This window comes from Vibrio wakamikoensis (genome assembly GCF_050337275.1).
GTDB classification, from domain to species: Bacteria; Pseudomonadota; Gammaproteobacteria; order Enterobacterales; family Vibrionaceae; genus Vibrio; species Vibrio chaetopteri.
Genome location: NZ_JAKJST010000013.1, coordinates 98,418 through 120,700 on the forward strand (window position 1 = coordinate 98,418; position 22,283 = coordinate 120,700).

A 22,283-nucleotide genomic window follows, 5' to 3' on the forward strand; every position below is an offset into this window, starting at 1 on the left:
TGTAATGACTTGTCGCTGGGAAACAATGAGATGGCACTAGGTGCCCTATTGCCAATGATGGTGTAAAAGACGTTCGACTCGCGTTTTTGAACAAGTACGATAAGAACGTACTAAATGTCCGCCTTCATAAACATCAACGCGTGCGTAGTCACACTCCTGCACTTCAGTCTCAGATGAAAGCTCGTCGAGTAGCATGCTGAGTTGATAAAACTCAAGGCTGGCTTGACAGAGTGGTGAGCGGCTCTCCCCGGAATAAAGTTTGACCTTAGTTGACATACTCTGTGCTCCTTGCCTTGATTCAATGAGACGAAACTGGTTTTGGCGTTACCGAACTTGATACGATGAAGCAGAAATATAAGACCAGAGCTAGAGAGAAAAAATTTCAGTGGATAGTATCTGATGTGTCGGAGTGATTATTTCTCGACAATTCCATTGCGCACGAGGCCGCGTCTTACGCTAGTGCAAAGTTTAGCGAAGCGGCGAAACTGCTCAAAGTTTGGTGCTATGCTGCGCACCAATGCACTTTCCCAATAACTGACATCGGTTTCCACCAACTCCAATAACTTTTTAGGGCACCCAATACAGGTATTGTTGGGTCCACAAACGAAGGTGTCTTGATCATACAAAGGCAGTTCATCTTTGACTTGTTGAATCAGAAGCTGTGTCGCTTCTGCTAGGGTTGGTTTGCGACTCATACAGAGTAACCGAGAAGAAATGATAGCGACATCATAGGCGATCGACACTGATGAAAATATTCTCCTTTGGAGTTAAAACTAACAGTTGTTTGAGATTGTCTCAATTTTGAGTATTTAGTTAATAACGGCTTTGTTGAGTGGGAGAAGCTTTTGAAACTGATGCAATATGTAATGGATTAAAGATGTGGAGCTACACGATTGTCGTTTAGGAAAGCACAATTCGGCTACTATGATTGTAGTCCACGTGCGGTAAGGAGGGAGCTTATGGACAAGCCTATTGCGAGACTCGATGAGTCTATATCGCGTTTGTTCGACGTGACGCCGATTCCAACCGCCATTACCTGCCCAAAAGGCCGTTTACTCTATACTAACCCTGCACTTTGCCAATTTCTTGGTTATTCACGCAATGAATTAATGTCTAACGATGTGATGATGACTCACCCTGATGATTTAGCGCTTAATCAGCGCATTCGTAGCCAATTGAGTCGAGAGCCTTTCACTCCAATACAGATTGAGAAACGTTATCGCCACAAAAAAGGCTACACCCTTGTTGCTCAGCTCAACATTGCTGCTGATGTTAATGAAGTCGGAAGGGTGCATCATTTTGTGTCTCAGATCGTTGATATGTCAGCGATGAGGAAGTCTCATGCGGCGGAATTACTCTTGAACCATATGGTCAAAAAGGGCTCAGATGCAATCTATGTTGCAGAAATGGAATATGGCCACATTCTTAATTGTAACGAGCTTGCGTATAAGAGACTTGGTTACAGTAAAGAAGAGCTGCTTCAGCTATCGGTGATTGATATTAACCCTCGTTTTTGCGAGGAGACGACGTGGAGCGAGCACGTTAGCCGGATGCGACTAAACGGAGAGGCGTGCATTGAGGCGACACACAGACGTAAGGATGGAAAAGAGATCCCTATTGAAGCCAGCGTGAATATGGTTGACTTTGATGGACAGCAGTACTTGATAGCGATTGTGCGAGATATTTCCGAGCGTAAAGAGCAACAGCTCAAAGCTATTGAAGCGCAAAACCTCGACCCACTCACCAATCTGGCAAACAGGCGATTGTTAGAGTCTCAACTCAAGCAGCTAGCAGGTGAGTGCCGTAAAAAGGGCGAGAAAATAGCTTTCATGTATGTAGATATTGATAACTTTAAATCTTTAAACGACCAGCATGGTCATGTAGTGGGTGACAAAATACTGACCGAGTTCGCTAAGCGATTGCAAGACTTTACTCGGCAATCCGACTTGGTCGGCCGTTTGGGCGGTGATGAGTTTTTAATAGTATTGCCAGGACTTAACAGTCGTGAACATGTGTTAAGCATTGCCCATCATATTCTACAAGTCACCTCACACCCTATTGATATCGGTGAGTCTGAACTTATTCCTATTAATGTCAGCTTGGGCGCAACCCTTTGTGATAGCCAAGAACTCAATTGTGTCCGTGCAGTGAGTGTTGCGGACAAAGCGATGTACGTCGCTAAAACGCGCGAAGGGTCCGCTTGTTATTTTCTCGATATAGATAGCGACTGAAGCAAGACTACGAATAGTGGTGTCTCTCCTTAAACTGCACTTTATTCTCTAGATGCAGAATTTCTTACAAAAAAACTAAGCCAAGTTGCCGTTTTTATTCTAATTTGTGGGTAGAGGTTATCAATTTTTAGCTTCGCATCCTGCTGCATTCTTATCCACCAATTTGGCGGCGAGGCTTGACCTTTCAAGCCAGCAGAGACGGCGAAGTACTCACACTATAAGGAGTCCGTGAGATGAGAAAACCAATGTCTGTTTTGCTTGCGTCGTTAGCGCTTTGCTCATCGGCGACGGCTTTCGCGTTGGTCACACCGAACCCACCTTCATTGAATGCCAAAGGCTATGTCCTAATGGACTATCAGTCGGGAGAGATCATCGTTGGAGGCAATCAAGATGCTGCACTCGCACCGGCGAGTTTAACCAAGCTGATGACGGCTTATGTCGTCGGTATGGAGATAGCATCTGGTCGAACAGCATGGGATAGCAAGGTTGGTGTTAGTGAAAATGCTTGGTCAGTTAAGTTTCCAGACTCTTCAAAGATGTTCATTAAGCCAGGTGATGATGTAACGGTTGCCGATTTGATGCGAGGGTTGATTGTTCAATCGGGTAACGATGCAGCGGTTGCTTTAGCAGAGCATATTGCTGGGACTGAAAATGGCTTTGTGGCACTGATGAATCAGTGGGCTATTAACTTAGGAATGAATAGTTCTCAGTTTATCAACGCACACGGTTTGGATGGACAAGGCATCCACACCACCCCGCAAGATATGGCGATATTGATGAGGCGTATTATCGAGGATGTGCCAGAGGTCTATAAGATCTACTCCGAGAAGCGATTTGTATGGGCAGACATTAAGCAGTACAACCGAAATAGATTGCTTTGGGACAACTCACTCAATGTGGATGGTGGGAAAACCGGTTATACCTCCGAAGCAGGATACAGTTTGGTCAGCTCTGCAACCCAAGGACAAATGCGACTTATCTCGGTAGTGATGGGTACCCCAAGCGCTCAGACTCGTGTTGAAGCATCAAGGCAGTTGCTTAACTACGGTTTCCGCTTCTATGAGACTGACCAGCTCGCAGAATCGGATGCGATTGAAGTGACGGCAAAAGTCTGGAAGGGAGCAAGTAGTGCGATTCCTTTAGGCTTTGAACAAGACGTCTACGCCACCTACCTTCGAGGGAATAGCCGTGGCGTTTCTAAGGAGGTCGAGGTATTTGCCCCTCTAATCGCGCCAATCAATCAAGGAGACATTATCGGCAGTGTCACTTGGAAAGTAGGTAGCGATGACATTGCCACGGAACCTTTAGTCGCTAAATCGACGGTGGAACAAGGCTCTATCTTCAAGCGTGTGTGGGATACGGTTGTTCTTTGGTTTAAGTCGCTATTCACTGATGCTAAGGATCTTTGGGAGCAGTAGTCCAGACAAATAGGACGTAAGCATTATAAAGTCCGTCATCCCCGCGCAGGCGGGGATCTATTCGCAGCGTGTTTCGACATTAATGTTCGTGACCAATTACATATGTTCTTTATTTCAACTCTTAGCCTCGCTAGAATAGCGTGCTCTTTGATAGCAACACCGCAATGGTTATGAGCCCATATCTCAAGTACATCTCAGGTTATCCTCAACACCTTGTCGAGCAGATCGATGGTATGGTGTCGTCGGGGCGTTTTATTCAATGGTTTGAAAACCGCTTTCCACAACGTCATCAAATTAAGAGCGAAAAAGCACTCTTCGATTACACTATGGACATTAAGCAGCGTTACATGAAAAAAACGCCGCCTATCTCGAAAGTCATTTGGGACAATAAGATCCATCTCATCAACAATGCGCTTGGTCTGCATACCTATATCTCTCGCGCACATGGTGGCAAACTTAAAGCAAAGAACGAGATCCGCATCGCTAGCGTGTTTAAAGATGCACCAGAGCCTCTGCTGCGTATGCTGGTGGTTCATGAACTCGCCCACATCAAAGAAAAGAACCACGATAAAGCGTTTTATCAACTATGTTGTCATATGGAACCTGACTACCATCAGCTTGAGTTCGATGCGCGCCTTTTTATGATCTATAAAGAACTTCTCAATGACTCGTCAAAATAAATCTAACCAACGACCTCGTAAGCAAGATAAGTCCTCGACAATGGTTGTCGACAAGCGAAGTGCGAGTGGGCTTCATGCAAACAACAAACACCAAGGCCGTTATGACTTTAAGCGCCTGATTGAAGCGGAACCTGGATTGGCAGACCATGTGGTGAAAAACCCACATGGCGATATGAGCATTGCGTTTTCTAATCCCGAGTCAGTAAAAGTGCTCAATCGGGCGCTGCTAAAAACGTATTACGGTTTAAGCCACTGGGATATTCCAAATGGATATTTGTGTCCACCAATCCCAGGACGTGCAGACTACATTCACCGACTCAACGAATGGCTCCAATACGACCTAATGCAAGAACGTCCAGCAAGGGCACGGCTTAAAGTGACAGCTTTGGATATAGGTGTTGGCGCAAACTGTATTTATCCGATTGTTGGTGCGACGCAATACCACTGGAACTGGGTAGGAAGCGATGTCGATGAAGGCTCGCTAGAAAGCGCAAAAAACAATGTCACACTCAATGGTAAACTGACGAGAAAAATTGAGTTAAGACACCAAAGCCAAAGTGAACATATTTTCGAAGGCGTGATTCAACATGGTGATGTGTTCGTCGCGACAACCTGCAATCCTCCATTCCATAAGTCTGCGGAAGATGCCCAGAAGGGGACTGAGCGCAAGAATGCCAATCTAGCGAAAAATAGAGAACAGCGTGGCGATCTGTCTCAGGAAAAGAGTCAGCCAGCTAAAAAGAGTGAAGGGCTCAATTTTGGCGGCCAGAATGCGGAGCTTTGGTGTCCAGGTGGTGAGGAAGCATTTGTTCTGAATATGGCAAACGAGAGTAAGAAGTTCGCACATCAAGTAATTTGGTTCTCGACCCTTCTTTCCAAGAAGGACAATATTCGTCCATTACAAAAACGCCTAGAAAAGTTGGGTGCGACACATGTCCTGATCCAAGAAATGGCTCAAGGCCAGAAGAAAAGCCGTTTTTTGGCATGGTCGTTTATGAGTCACGAGCAACGTCTGGCTGTGAGTGGGCATTTGTTGTAAGTAGCTATTCATTGATGCTATTGGTTACATAAGGCAGCGTCATCCTCGTGAAAGCGAGGATCGTTGTCAGCGAGTGTTGTCCTCAGTTTGTGCGAGCCAACTCCACGCCCGTTAACTATCATTTGTTAAGTCATCTAACAGCGCTTGATATTTCTCAGCCATAACCACATTCCCAACCTTTCGCTCTAAATTACGAAGCACGGTCAAGCTCGGTTTTTGAAATCCAAATCTATGATGGAACTTTAAAAGTCTCGCGCGCGCCTTGCTGTAATCGCCGGCATTAACTTCAATGGCTGCAAGCTGAATAGTCGCGTTGGGCCGATAAGGGTCATGCTCTAATGATTTTTCAAAAAACCTTCTTGCTTCATTTGACCGTTCTGCTTTGAGGGCACACAAGCCCGCGTTCTCGTAACTTTCGGCGATTTGGTAGTAATTTGGCTGCTCTGTGGCTGCGACTAGCATTGTTTCAGCTAGATCGTATTTACCGCGTTTACAAAGAAAAGTACCGTAGTTGTGGTAGACTTCACCATTACTTGGCGCGACTTGTAGCGCGGTTTGATAAGCATCGCTGGCTTGTTCAAACTGACCTACAGCCTCGAAATAATAAGCCATAGAAAGGTGAGTTCGGTAGTACTTAGGAGCGAACTCCAGCGCTTTTTCGAAGTCTTGTTTGGCACGGCTGTATTGCTCTCTTTTCATGTACGCAAGCCCAAGTTCAATGCGCGTTTCGGCGGCATCCATTGGGGCTGCTGTCACCTTAGACTCTTCACTAACAGTCACGCACCCTGATGTAAACAAAATAAAAAGCGTAGATAGCATTGCCAAACTGAGTTTCATTCGTTTCTAGCTCATAAATTGATAGTTGTGATTATTCTAAAAGCGGGGCTGAACTCTCGGGGAGGTGAAGGTATGTTGCTGCGACACACAGCACAAACTCTGATCTCTGAATGACATAATTGCTTATAAAACAAGCGATCAAATTAGAATAATCACTCAATTCTTTAGTCGTCACCCCTTCTTAGATAAAGTAGCTAGGTCTAACTATGAAGGTATGAATTTGATGAGCAATGCGAACCGAAACGGACATAAACCTTGGCTAAAGACTTACCCAAGTGATGTGCCTGAATTTGTTGATGTTGACCAGTACACCAACATCAATGAGATGTTTAAAGCGCCTTTTGAGAAGTTTGCCGATAACACTGCATTTGTGAACATGGGGCATTCTCTAACGTATCGTGAATTGAATGAAAAGAGCGAAGCATTTGCGGCCTATTTGCAAACGGAGCTTCACGCTAAAAAGGGCGATCGCATTGCACTGATGATGCCAAACCTTCTGCAATATCCTATTGCTATCTTGGGTGCGCTAAAAGCAGGTCTTGTGGTAGTGAACGTCAATCCGCTGTACACACCGCGTGAGCTTGAACACCAGCTTCGTGACTCAGGCGCCACCATCATTGTTGCGGTAACCAACTTTGGCAATAGCTTGCAACAAGTGATTGAAAAGACCAGCATCAAGCACGTGATTTTAACCAGTATCGGTGATGCACTAGCGCCTCATAAGCGCACCTTGGTGAATTTTGTCGTTAAGTATGTAAAAAAGATGGTTCCTAAATACAACTTACCAGGTGCTATCTCCCTTCGTCGTGCATTGACTGATGGCAAACAAATGACCTTTGTTGCGCCAGAATTAACCCGTGATGATTTGGCGTACTTGCAATATACAGGTGGGACAACTGGGCTCGCTAAAGGCGCGATGCTGACACACCGCAACATTATTGCCAATGTGCTTCAGGTTTTTGGACATTTTGGTCCGCGCACTGCGAAAGAGCAAGAGCGCGCAGTGACACCATTACCGCTTTATCATATTTTTGCTAACTCGGTCAGCATGATGCTGATGATGTACATGGGGGCAAGCAATCTATTGATCACTAACCCTCGTGATCTAAACAGCTTTGTCAATGACTTGAGCAAGTATCCGTTTACCATGATCTTTGGTTTGAATACCTTGCTTGCGGCGCTTAACAAGCATGAGAAGTTTAAAACGCTCGATTTTTCTAACGCAGAATTCACCATTGCTGGCGGCATGGCGACTCAAAAGCATGTTGCAGAGGAATGGCAAAGAATCACGGGAATGCCAATCATTGAGGGCTATGGTCTGACAGAATGTTCACCTGTCGTAGCGGGCGGTGTACATACTCAACAAGCCTACGTGGCAGCGGTTGGAGTGCCGTTGCCAAGTACTGAACTGCGTATTGTTGATGATCAGGGTCAGGCGCTTGGAGTGAATCAAGTGGGTGAAATACAAATTCGCGGCCCACAGGTGATGAAAGGCTACTGGAAGCAAGACGCTGAAACCCAAGCGATCCTCGCAGAAGACGGTTGGCTCTATTCTGGTGATATTGGCCGAATGGATGAGGAAGGCATTTTCTACATTGAAGATCGCAAAAAAGACATGATTCTCGTGTCTGGCTTCAATGTGTTCCCAACAGAAGTTGAAGAAGTTGCAACCCTACATCCGAAAGTGACTGAGGCGGCTGCGGTCGGTATTCCAGATGATATTGCCGGCGAGCGGGTGAAGCTGTTTGTCGTTGCTAACGGCAACGTGACTGCGGATGAAATTAAGCAGCACTGCCGTAAACATTTGACCGGCTATAAGATTCCAACCTTTATTGAATTTAAGGATGAGCTGCCAAAAACCAACGTAGGCAAGATTTTAAGGCGCGAGCTACGCGATCAGTAGAACTGAATTTTCAGATCAATTAGCCACCAAACTGGCGCAATACGCACTACTAAGCCACACTTTAAATGTGGCTTTTTTTGTTTGAAGGAGATAGCGATGAGAAACGAACTTGATCCCAACAAAATTCTTCGAGCGTATGACGCGGTGATGGAGAACGGTACAGACACCGAATTTGGCAAAATTTACGAAGGCGTTGAAGCCTATTCCGATTACGATGGGTACAACGTTTATATGCGGGGTAATGGTGTGGAACTTAAAGTGGGTTTTCACAATACCTATCACCTTGAATACGACCAAGAGCACTTACGTGATAGTTTTTTAAAGAAAGTCGCGATGTTAGCGAAGTGAAATACCTAATGCCTCCCTCCTTAAAGGGAGGCATTGCAGATGAAGGCTATTCGTCTTTTGTAAATGCAGCTTCACTAAAGTGGTCAAGATCGTAAGGTGTTTGCTGGTAAACACAGTAGTTAAGCCAGTTCGCAAACAGCAAATGACCATGGCTACGCCAGCTAGCAATCGGCTTATTGTCTGGGTTGTTGTTAGGGTAGTAGTTAATTGGAATAGCTGGCTCCATACCTTCCCCCAAATCTCTCACATATTCATTATGTAGCGTATGAGAATCATACTCAGGGTGACCTGTTACGAATACATTTCGCTTATCTTTCGTGGCCGCAAGATACACACCAGCGACATCAGAGGTTGCAAGAATATCGAGATCCGTGTGTGAGTCTAGATACTCCGGTGAGAAGTCAGCGTATCGGGAGTGCGGTGCTAAAAAGGTGTCGTCAAAACCGCGAAGGATAGGGTGGTGTGGATCGTGGATTTCATGGTGATATACACCGGATAGCTTTTCTTTTCGCGTGCGCTTTGGAAGATCAAACAGTAGCTTCAAGCCCGCTTGTGCCGCCCAACACACGTAAAGTGTTGACGTGACGTGTTTGCTTGCCCAGTTCATGATGGTTTGTAGATGCTCCCAATAAATCACATCTTCAAACTGTACGAGACCGAGTGGTGCACCAGTAATAATCAGTCCATCAAAGTTGCGGTTTTTGATGGTTTCGAACTGACGATAGAAGGTGTCTAGGTGTTCCGTTGGCGTATTTTTACTTGGGCGATCATCAATGCGCAGTAGCTCTACATCAACTTGCAGTGGGCTATTAGAGAGTAGCCTCAAAAACTGAGTTTCAGTTTCAATTTTCTTTGGCATCAAATTGAGGATCAACACTTTAAGTGGGCGAATTTCTTGAGTCGCCGCACGTGTTTCCGACATTACAAAGATGTTCTCTTGTTGCAATACATTTGATGCAGGCAGTTGATCGGGGATCTTAATTGGCACAGCTTTCTCCCTAAGCTCTGTTTTGGTCTTCTGGACGTCTATACATCTAAATTAACGCAAACGTTATTTCTTGTCGATAATTAATTTTAGCTTACGTTAGTGTGCAAGTGCGCTACTAATGATGCCAAGACAAGGTACAATAATGCCTTTGCATAAACTGATAGCGGAAACGAGTTTGAAACTAACGCTCATTCGTGGCTTACCTGGTTCTGGGAAAAGTACCTTAGCCAAGACGTTCAATGCGGCTCACTACGAGGCCGATATGTATTTTTTGAATGCTGATGGCGAGTATCATTATGATGTGAGCAAAATCGCCGACGCCCATGATTGGTGCCAAAAACAAGTGGAATCTGCGCTTGCGGACAATCAAGACGTGGTGGTCGCCAATACGTTTGTTCGCTTGTGGGAGATGAAAGCTTACAAAATACTCGCTAAGCGTTATAAGGCTGAACTAGAGATCATCGTTTGCCGAGGTCGGTATCTAAATATTCATGGTGTTAGTGATGATGTCATAGCGTCTATGCAAAAACGCTGGCAAGATTAACCCCAACCATTAGAACAGAAAAATAAAAGAAAATTTACCATGGCGAAGCGTTCACCTGTCGTAGAAATGACCTCTTATGGCATTTACTCCACTTGGGATTCAGGCTCCAAAGATCTCCCTAAAATTCAAGAATTCACAACTATCGTACCTGCGGATGAGCATATTGAGTTTGGCTTTATTGTGAACATCAAAAAGGCCAAAGGGGAGAAGGTTCGATATTGTATCTATCACCCTGGCGTGCTGAGTAAAAAAGGGCAGGTGTTAGCGCCTTTTGATGGCGATGAACACGTCGGTAGCAATGACTGGGACTTCTACCTTGGCGATACTATTCAGTTACTTGATCCTATCAATGGCTTTGAGAGTAACTTAGGCGATTGGCGCATGGTGATCGAGATGCAGGGTAAAACCATCGCAGAAAAAACCTTTAAAGTCACAGCAAGAGATGAAGGTCAGTTTTGGAAACGTCGCGGTTTTTAGTGTCGGTAAAGCTGAATAGCTTTGTTCACCGCGTTGAAGATAAAGCTATCGTCATGGCCTGTGCTGTGAAGTATGGCTGTACGCTAAAACGTATTAGACGCTCACGCAACTGGACACTGAGCGGAGAGCCTTCTGCATTATTGAAATTTTCCATCGAGGCCAATGTCGGCTGGATTTCTGTTGCGATAAATAAAGTGCTAGATGGCTACAAGTCACCCATTCAAGAAGTCCTTGAGCGGGAGCCTGAGATCACGGTCGCTGATTTGATGTATCAATCTGGGTGCACGCTGGCAGAGGCTCGCGCTGCGATTGATGAATTTGAAGATTTGTGATGATAAAAAAGCCGCTTCGCTGTGAGCAGAGGCGGCTTCTATTTTTACTGTATGATTAAGCGGTTACGTAGCTAATCACAAAGTCGGTGATCTTCACCATGTCATCAACAGCGATGAACTCTTCTGTGGTGTGCACTTTAGACATACCTGTAGATAGGTTTACTGTCGTTAAACCTTTCTCGTTGAAGTTGTTAGCATCGCTGCCACCGCCTGTATGCTTAGTGTTTGCTTCAACACCGTTTGACGCAAACACTTCTTTGATTTTCAGAACGTGAGCATCATCTTCAGCGATAACAAACGCGTCGTAAGCGCGAGTTGACTCAATCTCCACCTCTGCACCAAACTTCTCTGCTGATGCTTGGAATGTCTCAACCATGTGGTTAACTTGAGCAGTAAGTTTGTCGCTATTTAGAGAGCGCGCTTCTGCAACGACTGTTAGCTCAGGCATAACAATGTTTGTTGCTTGACCGCCGTGTACTGAACCGATGTTTGCTGTGGTCTGCTCGTCGATGCGCAGTAATTTCATGTTAGCGATAGCGTCCGCTGCAACCATAGCGGCACTGATGCCTTCTTCTGGCGCAAGACCTGCGTGAGCTGGACGACCTTTGATCTTAGCGACGATTTTTTGCTGACCAGGTGCACCAGTAACGATAGTGCCGATAGGACCGCCTGTATCCAATACGATAGCGTTTTTCGATTGAATGTAAGACATGTCGAAATGCTCAGATCCAAACAGACCACCTTCTTCATGAACCGTGAATGCAACTTCAATCGTTTTGTGTTCGCGGTTTTGCTCCTGTAAGCAACGAACGGCTTCCATCACTGCCGCGATACCTGACTTGTCATCACCACCAAGGATCGTGTCGCCTTTTGAGCGGATGATGCCATCTTCGATGATAGGCTCGATACCGATGCCCGGTGTGACTGTGTCCATGTGAGCACTGAAGACGATGCTGCCTTCTTGTTTGCCCTCTAAGCGTCCGTAGACGTTAAAGCCATTGGTGTATTGCTCTGGTACTGGCAATTTGCTTACCACAAAGCCTAGCTCACCAAGTTGCTCAGCAATCGCTTCAGCAACGGCTTTTTCGTTGCCAGATTCACTGTCGATTTTTACTAGTTCACAAAAATGGTTTACGAGGCGCTCTGTATTTACTTGAGTCATGGGGTCACTTCACGTTATGAAACAGGGAAGACCACTTTACACGTTACTGAACATCCTAAGACCTGAGGTAAATCAATAAAAGTGTCGCCTTGCAGTCAATCTGACTGTCTTTTGGACTATTTTTGTGCTGAAAATTTGTAACAAGCTGCAATCGTAGTGGTTATGACAATGAAGCACCCTAACCATTGCACTGGGGTCATGGTTTCACTTAGGAACAGGCTAGCAAACAGCAAACCAAACATTGGCTCAGTACCCATAAGTAATGATGCCTGACTAGCTGGCAAGTGTTTCACTGCGTAATTTTGTACAAAGAACGCCAGTAATGTGCAACAAAGCGCTAGATAGAGTAGGCTCGCCCAATCCTGACTATTGAGTGTTTGTAGAGTTCTTATCAGTGCGGGTCTCTCTGAATCTAATAGGACGAGACAGAAACTGATAAGCGTAACTACTGACAGTTGAATTAGGGTGATAATTTCTATTTGCAATGGTGTTTTAGTAAATGCTTTACGGCACGTAACGACCATCACGGCTCGAAGTAGGGCTGCGATGATCACCAAACCAACCCCAAGATCTATGCTCAGCTCACTAGGGCTTGCTATCATCACCAGGCCAGTAAAACCTATACTGCAAAACAGCATGATTCCTTTGGGAAGTTTGACTTTGAGCCATGCAGTTTCGAGTAATGGTGTAAAGAGCACGCATAGACTAATCAATACAGCGACTTGCCCAGCTTGAACCAGTTTAACCGCCCATGTTTCGGTTAAGAAAATGCAGCTTAAGATAAGCCCAGTGGAAATGCCGACTTGTAGGTAGCGACGCCACTGCGAAGTGAACATTCTGATTTGTTGCTTGAAATAGATAACGCTCAGCAGGACGGCGCAGCTAATAACAAACCGAATCAAAAGCAGTTCGACCACAGTGAGTTGATTCAATATTTGTTTGGACACACCGTAGCTTGTGCCCCAAACGATTGAAACTACGAGTAATCCTATGATTGCCCAATGAAATGAGATCTTGTTAGCGAAATTTGTTTCCATATGCGTCGTTGTAATAAAGTTCAATGCAAGTATATGTTCTACTATGCTAGCTTATGAATATAGGCGTGATAATACTTCCAAACTTCATAGGACTTGTGACTAATGGACACAAATAAGCTCATGGCATTACTGCCGGACATCGTGGCGTTCGTCACGGTTGTTGATTCAGGTAGCTTTACAGCAGCGTCGCAAAGATTGAGAGTAACCCCATCAGGTGTTAGCCGTCAGATCAGTCGCCTAGAGGCCGCTTTAAATGCAGATTTGCTAGAGCGCACGACGAGAAAGCAAGTGACAACGGAAATGGGCAAAGTGGTTTACGAATTCAGTCAGAAGATCATTGATTCAGCTGACGATATAGTTCACGTGACGAGCCAAGAGTTAGGTGAGGTGACAGGCGAGTTGCGCATTGCAGCGCCTAAAGCGTTTAGCCGCCGTATCTTACAACCACTGATGCTTGAATTTTTAGCCAAATACCCAAAAGCCAAACTACGTTTGATGGTCAGTGATGAGTTTGTTGACCCGTTTGGGCATAACCTTGACTTTGTGTTTGAACTGACTCACTTCCCGAGGGAAAACCTGGTTGCGAAGTCGCTAGGGCATACTAATGCAGTGTTGTGCGCCAGTCGAAGCTATTTGCAATCGCATGGTATTCCTTTTCATCCAGACAACTTATCGCAGCATGATTGCCTGTACCTTAATGAGCAGCCAAATGACAATGTTTGGCGTTTTTCAAAGGGTGGAGAGGATGTCAAAGTCGAGGTAGAAGGACCATACTCGGTCAACCATTCAGAAATTCGCCTTAACGCAGTTAAGCAAGGGTTGGGAATAGGCATATTCCCAGAATTTGTGGTTGAAGAGGCGATTCAAAACGGTGAAGTCATTCAAGTGCTTCCAGAATGGCGAGTAATCTCACGCTATCAAGGTGAGATCACGTTGCAGTTTCCTCAGTCGAAATTCATGCCGGCTCGAAGACGCGCGTTTATCGACTTTATGGTCGCATCACTAAACCCAGAGCCTTAGATTGACCGGGGAGCGGTAAGTTAAGCTCCGCAGGATCTCGATTAAATAAAGCGCGTTGGATAGTCAGTAAAGATGGCGTCTACTTTATCTAAGTATTTGAACGATTTTGGGTTGTTTACTGTATAGCACCAAATTTCTACTTCAAGTTCACGCAGCATATTAAGGTGGTTAGCGGTTAGCCATTTGTAGTCTAAGTGGCAACTGAATGCGTTGACGTTTTGAATGCTGGCAATGGCTTTGCGGTTCAATCGTTTGGCAAGCACACCAAGACGTGTTCCCAATTTTGCTTCGAACAGTACTTGCATTACTTCAGCGCTGAAGCTGGAGATAATAAGACATTCTCTATCTATAGAATGGATATCCAGTACCGATTTGAGCAAAGAGACAACATGGTTGGCGTCGTGGCTATCGATCTTGACCTCAAGGTTGATGCACATATTGTGCTGGTGACAAAAATCGAGCAACTGTACTAGTGTCATGATGCGTTCTTGCTCAAACGCTTCTGACTTCCAAGCACCAAAATCAAGCTTACTGAGCTGCTCGATAGTTTGCTCGTCAATGCGCCCCTTTCCGTTACTGCAGCGGTTCACTGTATGGTCGTGACAGACCACTAAAACATCGTCTTTGGTTGGTTGAATATCCACTTCAATCCATTGCAATCCTAGCGCGTGCGCCTGTTGAATACTGACCATGGTGTTCTCTGGGTGAGTCCCTGCTACACCTCTATGACCAACATAAATTACACTCATAAATGAACCTCAGAAAGCGACGTCTATCGCTATATATAATAGGGTTTGTTGCAATGTTGTTAATATCAGGTTATCTTGCATCAAGGTTGTCTGACCAGTTAGCAAGGCTTATGAAAATCCATCAGATTTCAGGTTATATCCAACAGATTTATCTCGCTGAGTATCCAGATAAATTGCTGTTACTGGACGGCGCAAGCCGAGCCGATGTCGGCACGATTTTACGCTATATTCGGGACGAACTGAATCGTCCTGTTTCTGATCTCAAAGCCATCGTCGTCACGCATATGCACCCGGATCACGCCGGAGCGGCTCATAGGTTGAAAGCGTTGACTGGAGCGGACATTGTCTCCAGTGAGCAGCCAAAAGCTTGGTATGCGGGCATTGATGGTGTGGCTATGCACCTAACGGATTTGATTTTGGCCCGGTATATGGCGAATCGAATGGGTAAGCCCAAGCGCAACTTATGGTATCAACGCAAACTCAAAGTCGATCATGCCGTGGGCGATGGTGATACTTTACCGTATTTTGACGATTGGCAGGTACTCACAACACCAGGCCATACAGATCGCGACATTTCTGTTTACAATGCCAAGCAGTCGACGGTTTATGTGGCGGATCTTATGGTGGAGGTCAAGCAGCGTTTAATTGCGCCTTTTCCTGTATTTCATCCCAATCAATATCGAAATTCGATTGATAAAATATACAAGCTCAATGCTGAGCGGGTGTTACTTGCTCATCGTGGTCCCGTCTCGTTTGATGAAAAGGCTAAGCAACATATCCTCGAAACAGCACCAAGAAGACCGGTCACTCATTGGCGCGTGACGAAGATTAAACTTAAAAGCTTGGTAAAATCTTTGCTCGCTAGGGGTTAGCGAGCAAGCGTTAATTCACTTGAGCTTTGTCGTGTTTTGGGAAGATTAAGTTCTCAGTATCAAATCCAGCGATGTTCGCGCGCTCAACATACTTCTCAAGCTGCTTAGATTCAATCGATGGTGTTCGAGAAAGGATCCAAAAATAATCCGAGTTATAACCGCTTACCAATGCGACTGAATAGTCAGGTTCTAGGTAGTAGACAACATAACTGCCATAGAAAGGCCCAAAGAAGGATACTTTTAGGTGAGCAATGTCTTCAGATTCAACAAACTTAGCTTTACCTTCGGCCTCAGACCATTCCAAATCCTCTGTATCCCAACCTCGATTGAGTACTTTTACACTGCCGTCTTCATTGAGCGAGTAGGTGGCAGATACATTATCTAAACCACGCTCAAAGCTGTGGTCTAGCCTCGCGACTTCATACCATTTGCCGAGGTAACGGTTTAGTTCAAAGTTGGAGACGGGTTTAACACTTTCTGGCATGCCGGTACAGCCAAGGAGTACCACGCTGATGGAAATCAGCAAACATTGACGTAGCAGTTTCATCCTAAAACCTCTAATAGTTTGGTTACTTATTGAATATACGTCATTTTGTGTCGGTAAGACTACAAAGATTGCATCTATTAGGTATTGCGCTTAATCTGAGCAAGTATTGTCTACTTAGCCATTGGGTATTGCTAAAAACATGTTTGAGATTTTTATCGTCTTTGCTTTGCTGGTGGGTTTTTCCATGGTAGCGCTGAAATACTTTGTAAAACAGGAAGATACCAAATCGTATCAATACAAAGTGAAAGGTCCCATTTTATCTTCAGCACAAACGGCGTTTTATAATGCGTTAAAAGAAGCCGTGGGCGATCATGGGGTGATACTGACTAAAGTTAGCATGGCAAATGTTGTGACACCGCAGCAAATGAAAAGCAAGAAGCAGTGGTTTATCGCAAATAACGTGATCGCCAAAAGCTATTTTGATTTCGTCGTCTGTGACCCAAGAACGATGCAACCACGCGTGATCATAGAATATGATAATGGTCAGAAGCTACATAAAGGAAAAATTGAGCGTCAGCGACTGATCATGCAAGTGTGTAAATCGGCGAACGTTCCGCTGATTGGTGCTTCGGTAAAGCTTAGCTATCAAGTAGGTAAAATTCGCCGTTTACTGGCTGCCCATATTGATTTGATAGAACCAGACAAAGAGGTTCGCTTCTGTAAGCGTTGTGGCAGTCCAATGACAATTAAGACCGCCATGCAAGGGGAGTTCAAAGGTCGACGCTTTTTCACATGTAGCCGCCAACCGCTGTGTCAGTACACAGAGAACTATAATGTGGTGTTCGACGACGAGCAATCGGCATAATTCGTTAGTTTGTTGATTATAATTATTCGCCAAAGAGCTGATAGCCTTCACATTTTTTAGGCTCTGACGCATAAAAAAGAGTCGATTTGATGGCGATTAGACCAAACGGCATCAAAAATACAAAAATGTGCTTGCAGAGCTAAGGTAGTCTGGTTAATATCCTTCTCGTTCCAGAGAGATGGGTCCGTAGCTCAGTTGGTTAGAGTACTACCTTGACATGGTAGGGGTCGGCGATTCGAATTCGCCCGGACCCACCATCCTTCTCTGAATGCTTATTCAGAATGGAACAAAATTTGGGTCCGTAGCTCAGTTGGTTAGAGTACCGCCTTGACATGGCGGGGGTCGGCGATTCGAGTTCGCCCGGACCCACCAAATTTCGAAAAAGCCCGCTTTTGAAGCGGGCTTTTTTGTATCTGCACGTTATGACTTTTCTCCATTGTCTCACAATCTCATGCCTGCTACCCAATGATGACTAACATGCTGCCTTTCTCCTGATTCAAACCGCTAACTTTTTAACACCTAAGAGTTTTCGATATTCAGTACATAAATATCAGAATTACTTCTTGCCCTATAGTTTGAATAGGTCGAGGCGTTTAAGCTTTGCTCATCTTAAAACATGAAGGCAAAACATCATGAAATTTACCTCGATTCGAAAATCTAAACTACTTTGCTCTGCACTTGCTGTCGCTTTACTTGCAGGCTGCTCATCAAGTGGTGGAAGCTCATCGCCGACAGAACCACTGCCTGAGTTTGATGGCGACCTGGGTTTTGAAAATGTGGATCCAGGCTATGGTAATAGTGTACCAGAGGACTCTGAGCCAACAGAGCCAGGTTTAGGCTTTGACTTCGGCTATGTGTATATCCCAGATTTAGACCAAGATGTCCCTGTGCACTTACCGGAATATGAAACACCGGTTAACCCAGATGCGAAGATCTCTACGGTCAAAGAGCGTGAAACAGAAGGTGAGACTCTGTACTCCATTACTTATAATGGCGTTCGTATTGGTGAAATCTTGGTTCAAGATGATGTGATTACTATCTCTTCGCTGCACACGGAGCATACGATTACCGGTAGCAAAAATGACAATGGCATTTGGACTGTCCGAGGACCCGATGGGAATGTTCGTGGCGATGTGAAACGTATCGATGACGGTAAGTGGGTGGTACGTGAGGAAATCAGTCGTGCATCTTATATCGTTGTCTATCATGAGGGTGAATGGAAGGCTGTTCCAGTAGCAGATATTAAGCCTCAGTTAAAAGAACGCATCAACAAAGAGCGCATTGACCGAGTGAAACAGCGCGTTAAGATGAGCCGTCCGAGCTAATTGTATTTTCTGCGCGTAATCAAAAGAGCCCGTTTTTGTCACGGGCTTTTTGATTTAGTTACATGGAATATTTTGGTTGAAATGAAATAACCTAGCGGGTCAATCGTAATACCAGGGCATCGTCTACAATGACTGCGTTGTCTGGCCTAAAGTTCGCGAGGTTTTCAGCGAAGCTCCAATCTCCTTTACCCCAGCGGTTGCTATCGAAGTAAGTAAAGTCATCACGCCACTCAAGAGTAAATTCCCCATTGTCATAGGCGTAGTACTTAATCCAATCGATGGTTTGCTCCAGCGGTAGGTTGTCTATATTGAATCGCCCGGCCCAATCGATGGAATCTGCAACCCAAAGGTTCATGCGATAGCTTTGTGGAGTATCACGCATGTCTTGAACTTGCAGAGACTGCGAAGCCAGCTCTTGATGTATGGTCACGCCATCAACTTGCCAGGTAATTTCGTCCGGTGTCCAGATAAGAGTATGTTCATGAAATTCATCGATATCATCAACAGTGTGGAGCTGTTCTGAGTGGATACGATGGCTTGCTTCACCAGTGATTAAGTTGGTTTGCAGCAAATCCTTTCGTTTTCCTACCGACTCAATATCGATTTCACGCCAAGGTATCCCCCCTGCCCAGCTTTCGTTGTCATAGGTAAAGAACGATGAAATGACGCCGGGACTAGAGACCATTTTCATGCGGATAACGAACTTTCCAAACAGTACTTTGTCGTGACTAAACACCTCAGCGCCATACAAAGGTTGATCTGCAGTATTGAAGGAGGGGGAAGTGCCCTCGTTGACTTGCGGCGGTGTTTTGCTCTCTGAACTGCAAGCGGTGATCAGTATCGCAGGGATAAGCCAAACGAGTTTTAACATTGTGGTCATTATGAACCTCTTAAAAGTAGACAATAGGCCAGCCTAGAGGCTGGCCATTTGGATTGATTCAAAAAAGCTCAGTATTAGTGCAGATTTCCCTCGTCCAAAGCTGACGCAACCCAAACCAGCGGAGCATTCCAGTTAATGGTGATTTCATTGAGTGACCATGCACCAATGTTATCTCGATAGCAGGTTTGTCCGATGCATTGTCCTTTCATTGTTGCCGCAATGGGGTCGGAAAAGCTGATCGAGTTAGGCCCACCAATTAAAGCACCAGGTGCAGGAGCCGGAGAGTTTTCATCTGCCGCCTTTGCCCAAAAACGGTGGTGAGGATTTTGCGCCGCGTGGCTGCCATAACCGGTAACATAGGAAATGTTCATCGGGTTGGCCCCCAGTATGTAATCCATCGCGTTCGCTGCTGCCTTTAGAAACTTCACTTCGCCACTGAAGTCATTGGCATATACTAAGAATAAGCTTCGGTTAACCAAGTTTGAGTTTGACCCCCAAGGGTACTCTTCGACAGAGTAAGGAATGTGGTAACCCTCTTTAGTCACTTGTGCTTCGTAGTTAGAGGCCGTTTGAATGATGTTAGTTCTAGCTTGTGAAATCGCTTCTTTCCCTAGGTTATTAGGAACAACGGCAAGGCTGATGGTGCCGAGTGGCGCAGTGTATTGCCAGAAAATATCGCCGTCGGTGGCAATGTTACCTTTTGGTGTCTCTAGATAGTGTGGAGAGCTTTTCAAGAAGTCGCGATATTGAGCGTTACCCGTGGTAATGAACAGTTCACTCGCCGCCCAATAGAACTCATCACTCAAAACCAAGTCATCATATGGGCCTGAGCCGGTGAAGTTGTCGTAGGCAAAAATGTCCGGATGCGCTAAAGCTGCTGTCCACGCTTTTTCGGCAGCGGTTAGACAACGTTTGGCGAAGCTAGGATCGATATCTTTCCATAATCGTCCACATTGAGCGCCAATCGCCGCAAGGTTAAGAGTCGCAGCCGTACTTGGCTGGCCGACATAGCGCTTTTTATCGTCTTTGTGCGGTGGTAATGGCATACCAGTCCACACTTCGTCGGCGACTTTATGAAACGCCAGATGAGAAGCATCAATGGCGGTCAGCTCAAGTGCTTTACTAGCAGATTGATCGCCAATAGGAACGCTAACATTTTGTCCTTCGGGTACTTGCATTGCCAGCATGAACTCAACGTTCCAGCGCGCTTCCGACAGCACTGGATTAACAGCTTGCGAGGCTTCGGGGATCTTTACCTCTTCGCCGCTAAACGGAAGCTTGGCATTGTCGAGCCATAACCCGCGTTCATATAGGTTGAGTAGTGTCCATGTAGTGATTCCGCCATTAACCGTATATTTTCCGTGATCGCCCGCATCATACCAACCTCCGGTCACGTCGATAGAAAGCTCACAACCTGGCCACTGATTTCCCCACGCATCCTCTTTATCAAAGCAGGTTACGCGGTCGTTAGTATGCCCCGCTGGCCTCGCTAAATCGGCTCTTTGAACATATTCTTTTTGGATCTCAATACCACTTCGGTTTTGATAGAAGTAGGAGAAAGCATCGTGTTTAAGCGACTGGTAAAGGTTCTTTTGGATGCTAAATGGATAGCTGTCTTCGCCATCAACCGAGATCGTCAGTCCGGTTTGTTCAGTGGTTAGGTTTGATAGGTCGATTTGATGAAGATGCTCACCAGAGGCTGGGTTTAAACCAAAGACTGATGTTCGACCGAGATCGATGTTGATGCCTTGAGCATTTTTAAGCGTCCAGCGTAAAGGTTGCTTGGAGTCAGAAGTGATAAAGATAAGCTTATCCGCTTGAGGATAAAAGCCGACTTGATTAGTGCGGATGGGCGAGGTCTTAGACACCTCAAAATAGGGCTTTCCTTCGATTGAGACATTGGCCACACACACAGAGCCTGTTTTCTGTGCGCCCATTTGGAATTGGAATTCGCCTCCAGCATCACTATCAAGCTGATGTGTAAACTCATACTGATACGACTCCGGTTTGGTGGAAAGTACGGTTTCTGTGAGGAAGTAATGAGTATAAGGAGGACCTTCATGTTGTATCAGGGTTTTCATTTGGGTATCGACACTAGCGTAGGCATCAAAGCGAATGGAGTACTTCTCGCCCTGTTCCAAACCCACTCCGGCGTGACCTAAGATCACGCTCCAAGCGTCACTACCTGTACTCTTTATATCCATGCAAACGAAGCCATCCTTTGGCGTTGCGCTTGCACCTGCGGTCCACCAACCGTCGAGAGCACTACTAAAATTACCATTACGAATCATCTCATCACTCAGCGCGGCTGAAGAATGAAATGCGGCACAAAGAATAACAGCACTTATCTTGTTTAGTTTTGTCATATGTCCTCCATTATTTTGTCTAACCATATATTGGGTAGTGCTTAAGGCAAGGAAGATTGGTGGAAAATTGAATTTAAATAAATGCTTAGCATTATAACTGTGAACAAATATACAACGGCTATCGTGCTGGTGAATTGTTTTCATGAAAATATTTATGTAGCCATGAAAGCGCATCTCGACCTAGCAAGGTTAGCCTAAACAATTACTCATAAGAAATTAACGTGAACATCGTCACGAAAATGGATATTTCACAGTTCTGTACTACTATTGTATTGACATTTTCTTATTAGTTAATGTCGATGTTAGGGCATATTTTCTTGAAACCGGTTTCGTGTTTCAACGTGTCTTATTCGTCTTTTATAAGGTTAAGGAATATTGTTATGAGAGCAAAGTTAATTACGTTGACCATTATTGCATCAGCGGTTTCATTTACAGCCACTAGCCAGGATGCGCTGGATTATATGACCATACAATCGATCAAAAGTAGTATGTCAAAAAGCGATATAGAACAGGCGCTAGAAAACTGGCGGAGCGCACAACTTGAGAACATAGAAGTACGCGCGAGATACGTCTCTGACAGAGCGCCAAGTCAGTATGTCATTGATACTATTGAAGATGAGTATCAGGTGGCTCGACAAAAGCTAGGATTATAGACAAGATCATTCTTATCATTACAGCCCATGCACACGCTTCTTTGGTGTTTGCATGGGCATCTTTACTACT

General features: G+C 45.2%; 24 protein-coding genes and 2 tRNA genes. 16 read left to right on the plus strand and 10 right to left on the minus strand.

Annotation, left to right across the window (positions count from 1 at the left end):
• Positions 1–45: 45 nt before the first annotated feature.
• Both L4C42_RS03550 and L4C42_RS03555 read right to left on the minus strand, forming a co-directional pair.
• Positions 46–276: a hypothetical protein gene (locus L4C42_RS03550; RefSeq protein WP_353496428.1), complete on the minus strand. Its 231-nt coding sequence runs from the start codon at positions 274–276 to the stop codon at positions 46–48.
• Between the two features lie 137 nt (positions 277–413).
• Positions 414–695 carry a hypothetical protein gene (locus L4C42_RS03555; protein ID WP_353496427.1) on the minus strand — a complete coding sequence of 94 codons (282 nt, stop codon included), beginning with the start codon at positions 693–695 and terminating at the stop codon, positions 414–416.
• A gap of 264 nt (positions 696–959) precedes the next feature.
• Between L4C42_RS03555 and L4C42_RS03560 the strand changes: the two genes are divergently transcribed.
• From L4C42_RS03560 to rlmF, 4 genes are all read left to right on the plus strand, one after another.
• The gene (locus L4C42_RS03560; protein ID WP_353496426.1) at positions 960–2,231 is read left to right on the plus strand and encodes a sensor domain-containing diguanylate cyclase; all 1,272 of its coding nucleotides are present in this window, start codon (positions 960–962) and stop codon (positions 2,229–2,231) included.
• A 233-nt stretch (positions 2,232–2,464) separates the two neighbouring features.
• Positions 2,465–3,649, plus strand: a complete 1,185-nt coding sequence (locus L4C42_RS03565) for a D-alanyl-D-alanine carboxypeptidase family protein (RefSeq protein ID WP_353496425.1) — start codon at positions 2,465–2,467, stop codon at positions 3,647–3,649.
• A 170-nt stretch (positions 3,650–3,819) separates the two neighbouring features.
• A complete protein-coding gene (locus tag L4C42_RS03570) occupies positions 3,820–4,329 on the plus strand; it encodes a M48 metallopeptidase family protein (protein WP_353496424.1) in 510 nt (169 codons plus the stop codon).
• Positions 4,313–5,368 (plus strand): 23S rRNA (adenine(1618)-N(6))-methyltransferase RlmF, encoded by a 1,056-nt coding sequence (gene rlmF / locus L4C42_RS03575; RefSeq protein WP_353496423.1) that lies wholly within the window; start codon positions 4,313–4,315, stop codon positions 5,366–5,368. Before L4C42_RS03570 ends, rlmF begins: the two co-directional genes overlap by 17 nt.
• Before the next feature lie 111 nt (positions 5,369–5,479).
• Here the strand turns inward: rlmF and pilW are convergent, their stop codons facing one another.
• Positions 5,480–6,205, minus strand: a complete 726-nt coding sequence (gene pilW / locus L4C42_RS03580; protein ID WP_353496422.1) for a type IV pilus biogenesis/stability protein PilW — start codon at positions 6,203–6,205, stop codon at positions 5,480–5,482.
• A gap of 223 nt (positions 6,206–6,428) precedes the next feature.
• Here pilW and L4C42_RS03585 point away from each other — a divergent pair, with 223 nt between their 5' ends.
• Together L4C42_RS03585 and L4C42_RS03590 are read left to right on the plus strand one after the other, a co-directional pair.
• Positions 6,429–8,108: an AMP-binding protein gene (locus tag L4C42_RS03585; RefSeq protein WP_353496421.1), complete on the plus strand. Its 1,680-nt coding sequence runs from the start codon at positions 6,429–6,431 to the stop codon at positions 8,106–8,108.
• A gap of 96 nt (positions 8,109–8,204) precedes the next feature.
• Positions 8,205–8,456, plus strand: a complete 252-nt coding sequence (locus tag L4C42_RS03590; RefSeq protein ID WP_042499564.1) for a DUF3081 domain-containing protein — start codon at positions 8,205–8,207, stop codon at positions 8,454–8,456.
• 46 nt (positions 8,457–8,502) lie between these two features.
• Here L4C42_RS03590 and metA read toward each other — a convergent pair whose 3' ends face one another.
• Complete coding sequence (gene metA, locus L4C42_RS03595) at positions 8,503–9,444, minus strand: homoserine O-acetyltransferase MetA (protein ID WP_353496420.1); 942 nt, start codon at positions 9,442–9,444, stop codon at positions 8,503–8,505.
• 142 nt (positions 9,445–9,586) lie between these two features.
• Here metA and L4C42_RS03600 point away from each other — a divergent pair, with 142 nt between their 5' ends.
• From L4C42_RS03600 to L4C42_RS03610, 3 genes are read left to right on the plus strand one after another with little or no spacing between them, the layout of a single operon-like run.
• Positions 9,587–9,988, plus strand: coding sequence for an AAA family ATPase (locus L4C42_RS03600; RefSeq protein WP_353496419.1), 402 nt, complete (start codon positions 9,587–9,589; stop codon positions 9,986–9,988).
• 39 nt (positions 9,989–10,027) lie between these two features.
• Positions 10,028–10,465, plus strand: coding sequence for a DUF3859 domain-containing protein (locus L4C42_RS03605; protein ID WP_353496418.1), 438 nt, complete (start codon positions 10,028–10,030; stop codon positions 10,463–10,465).
• Positions 10,444–10,797, plus strand: coding sequence for a ribosome recycling factor family protein (locus L4C42_RS03610; protein WP_429759360.1), 354 nt, complete (start codon positions 10,444–10,446; stop codon positions 10,795–10,797). Before L4C42_RS03605 ends, L4C42_RS03610 begins: the two co-directional genes overlap by 22 nt.
• Positions 10,798–10,852: 55 nt before the next feature.
• Here L4C42_RS03610 and L4C42_RS03615 read toward each other — a convergent pair whose 3' ends face one another.
• Together L4C42_RS03615 and L4C42_RS03620 are read right to left on the minus strand one after the other, a co-directional pair.
• Positions 10,853–11,959 carry a M20/M25/M40 family metallo-hydrolase gene (locus L4C42_RS03615; RefSeq protein WP_353496416.1) on the minus strand — a complete coding sequence of 369 codons (1,107 nt, stop codon included), beginning with the start codon at positions 11,957–11,959 and terminating at the stop codon, positions 10,853–10,855.
• A gap of 116 nt (positions 11,960–12,075) precedes the next feature.
• The gene (locus tag L4C42_RS03620; protein WP_353496415.1) at positions 12,076–12,996 is read right to left on the minus strand and encodes a DMT family transporter; all 921 of its coding nucleotides are present in this window, start codon (positions 12,994–12,996) and stop codon (positions 12,076–12,078) included.
• A gap of 102 nt (positions 12,997–13,098) precedes the next feature.
• Between L4C42_RS03620 and L4C42_RS03625 the strand changes: the two genes are divergently transcribed.
• Complete coding sequence (locus L4C42_RS03625) at positions 13,099–14,016, plus strand: LysR family transcriptional regulator (protein WP_353496414.1); 918 nt, start codon at positions 13,099–13,101, stop codon at positions 14,014–14,016.
• Positions 14,017–14,057: 41 nt separating this feature from the next.
• Here L4C42_RS03625 and L4C42_RS03630 read toward each other — a convergent pair whose 3' ends face one another.
• Positions 14,058–14,765 (minus strand): glycerophosphodiester phosphodiesterase family protein, encoded by a 708-nt coding sequence (locus L4C42_RS03630; protein WP_353496413.1) that lies wholly within the window; start codon positions 14,763–14,765, stop codon positions 14,058–14,060.
• Between the two features lie 110 nt (positions 14,766–14,875).
• On the opposite strand from L4C42_RS03630, the gene L4C42_RS03635 reads away from it, so the two are divergent.
• Positions 14,876–15,637, plus strand: a complete 762-nt coding sequence (locus tag L4C42_RS03635; RefSeq protein ID WP_353496412.1) for an MBL fold metallo-hydrolase — start codon at positions 14,876–14,878, stop codon at positions 15,635–15,637.
• A gap of 10 nt (positions 15,638–15,647) precedes the next feature.
• Here L4C42_RS03635 and L4C42_RS03640 read toward each other — a convergent pair whose 3' ends face one another.
• Entirely contained in the window at positions 15,648–16,184 is a 537-nt protein-coding gene (locus L4C42_RS03640; protein ID WP_353496411.1) for a lipocalin family protein, read from the minus strand.
• Positions 16,185–16,323: 139 nt separating this feature from the next.
• Between L4C42_RS03640 and L4C42_RS03645 the strand changes: the two genes are divergently transcribed.
• The 4 genes from L4C42_RS03645 to L4C42_RS03660 all read left to right on the plus strand — a co-directional run bounded on the left by L4C42_RS03645 (position 16,324) and on the right by L4C42_RS03660 (position 18,314).
• Entirely contained in the window at positions 16,324–16,989 is a 666-nt protein-coding gene (locus L4C42_RS03645) for a DUF2726 domain-containing protein (RefSeq protein WP_353496410.1), read from the plus strand.
• Between the two features lie 180 nt (positions 16,990–17,169).
• Positions 17,170–17,246 (plus strand) — tRNA-Val (locus L4C42_RS03650).
• A gap of 38 nt (positions 17,247–17,284) precedes the next feature.
• Positions 17,285–17,361 (plus strand) — tRNA-Val (locus L4C42_RS03655).
• Positions 17,362–17,621: 260 nt separating this feature from the next.
• Positions 17,622–18,314, plus strand: coding sequence for a hypothetical protein (locus tag L4C42_RS03660; protein WP_353496409.1), 693 nt, complete (start codon positions 17,622–17,624; stop codon positions 18,312–18,314).
• 91 nt (positions 18,315–18,405) lie between these two features.
• On the opposite strand, the gene L4C42_RS03665 is transcribed toward L4C42_RS03660, so the two are convergent.
• Positions 18,406–19,194 carry a family 16 glycosylhydrolase gene (locus L4C42_RS03665; protein WP_353496408.1) on the minus strand — a complete coding sequence of 263 codons (789 nt, stop codon included), beginning with the start codon at positions 19,192–19,194 and terminating at the stop codon, positions 18,406–18,408.
• Positions 19,195–19,268: 74 nt separating this feature from the next.
• Entirely contained in the window at positions 19,269–21,560 is a 2,292-nt protein-coding gene (locus L4C42_RS03670; protein ID WP_429759364.1) for a glycoside hydrolase family 9 protein, read from the minus strand.
• Between the two features lie 380 nt (positions 21,561–21,940).
• On the opposite strand from L4C42_RS03670, the gene L4C42_RS03675 reads away from it, so the two are divergent.
• Positions 21,941–22,213 carry a hypothetical protein gene (locus tag L4C42_RS03675; protein ID WP_353496406.1) on the plus strand — a complete coding sequence of 91 codons (273 nt, stop codon included), beginning with the start codon at positions 21,941–21,943 and terminating at the stop codon, positions 22,211–22,213.
• Positions 22,214–22,283: the final 70 nt, after the last annotated feature.

What these genes read in the sequence shown, in the direction of transcription:
- L4C42_RS03550 (WP_353496428.1), bottom strand. Translation starts at nt 276, where the DNA reads ATGTCAACTAAGGTCAAACTTTATTCCGGGGAGAGCCGCTCACCACTC.
- L4C42_RS03555 (WP_353496427.1), bottom strand. Translation starts at nt 695, where the DNA reads ATGAGTCGCAAACCAACCCTAGCAGAAGCGACACAGCTTCTGATTCAA.
- L4C42_RS03560 (WP_353496426.1), top strand. Translation starts at nt 960, where the DNA reads ATGGACAAGCCTATTGCGAGACTCGATGAGTCTATATCGCGTTTGTTC.
- L4C42_RS03565 (WP_353496425.1), top strand. Translation starts at nt 2,465, where the DNA reads ATGAGAAAACCAATGTCTGTTTTGCTTGCGTCGTTAGCGCTTTGCTCA.
- L4C42_RS03570 (WP_353496424.1), top strand. Translation starts at nt 3,820, where the DNA reads ATGAGCCCATATCTCAAGTACATCTCAGGTTATCCTCAACACCTTGTC.
- rlmF (WP_353496423.1), top strand. Translation starts at nt 4,313, where the DNA reads ATGACTCGTCAAAATAAATCTAACCAACGACCTCGTAAGCAAGATAAG.
- pilW (WP_353496422.1), bottom strand. Translation starts at nt 6,205, where the DNA reads ATGAAACTCAGTTTGGCAATGCTATCTACGCTTTTTATTTTGTTTACA.
- L4C42_RS03585 (WP_353496421.1), top strand. Translation starts at nt 6,429, where the DNA reads ATGAGCAATGCGAACCGAAACGGACATAAACCTTGGCTAAAGACTTAC.
- L4C42_RS03590 (WP_042499564.1), top strand. Translation starts at nt 8,205, where the DNA reads ATGAGAAACGAACTTGATCCCAACAAAATTCTTCGAGCGTATGACGCG.
- L4C42_RS03600 (WP_353496419.1), top strand. Translation starts at nt 9,587, where the DNA reads ATGCCTTTGCATAAACTGATAGCGGAAACGAGTTTGAAACTAACGCTC.
- L4C42_RS03605 (WP_353496418.1), top strand. Translation starts at nt 10,028, where the DNA reads ATGGCGAAGCGTTCACCTGTCGTAGAAATGACCTCTTATGGCATTTAC.
- L4C42_RS03615 (WP_353496416.1), bottom strand. Translation starts at nt 11,959, where the DNA reads ATGACTCAAGTAAATACAGAGCGCCTCGTAAACCATTTTTGTGAACTA.
- L4C42_RS03620 (WP_353496415.1), bottom strand. Translation starts at nt 12,996, where the DNA reads ATGGAAACAAATTTCGCTAACAAGATCTCATTTCATTGGGCAATCATA.
- L4C42_RS03625 (WP_353496414.1), top strand. Translation starts at nt 13,099, where the DNA reads ATGGACACAAATAAGCTCATGGCATTACTGCCGGACATCGTGGCGTTC.
- L4C42_RS03630 (WP_353496413.1), bottom strand. Translation starts at nt 14,765, where the DNA reads ATGAGTGTAATTTATGTTGGTCATAGAGGTGTAGCAGGGACTCACCCA.
- L4C42_RS03635 (WP_353496412.1), top strand. Translation starts at nt 14,876, where the DNA reads ATGAAAATCCATCAGATTTCAGGTTATATCCAACAGATTTATCTCGCT.
- L4C42_RS03640 (WP_353496411.1), bottom strand. Translation starts at nt 16,184, where the DNA reads ATGAAACTGCTACGTCAATGTTTGCTGATTTCCATCAGCGTGGTACTC.
- L4C42_RS03645 (WP_353496410.1), top strand. Translation starts at nt 16,324, where the DNA reads ATGTTTGAGATTTTTATCGTCTTTGCTTTGCTGGTGGGTTTTTCCATG.
- L4C42_RS03660 (WP_353496409.1), top strand. Translation starts at nt 17,622, where the DNA reads ATGAAATTTACCTCGATTCGAAAATCTAAACTACTTTGCTCTGCACTT.
- L4C42_RS03665 (WP_353496408.1), bottom strand. Translation starts at nt 19,194, where the DNA reads ATGACCACAATGTTAAAACTCGTTTGGCTTATCCCTGCGATACTGATC.
- L4C42_RS03670 (WP_429759364.1), bottom strand. Translation starts at nt 21,560, where the DNA reads ATGACAAAACTAAACAAGATAAGTGCTGTTATTCTTTGTGCCGCATTT.
- L4C42_RS03675 (WP_353496406.1), top strand. Translation starts at nt 21,941, where the DNA reads ATGAGAGCAAAGTTAATTACGTTGACCATTATTGCATCAGCGGTTTCA.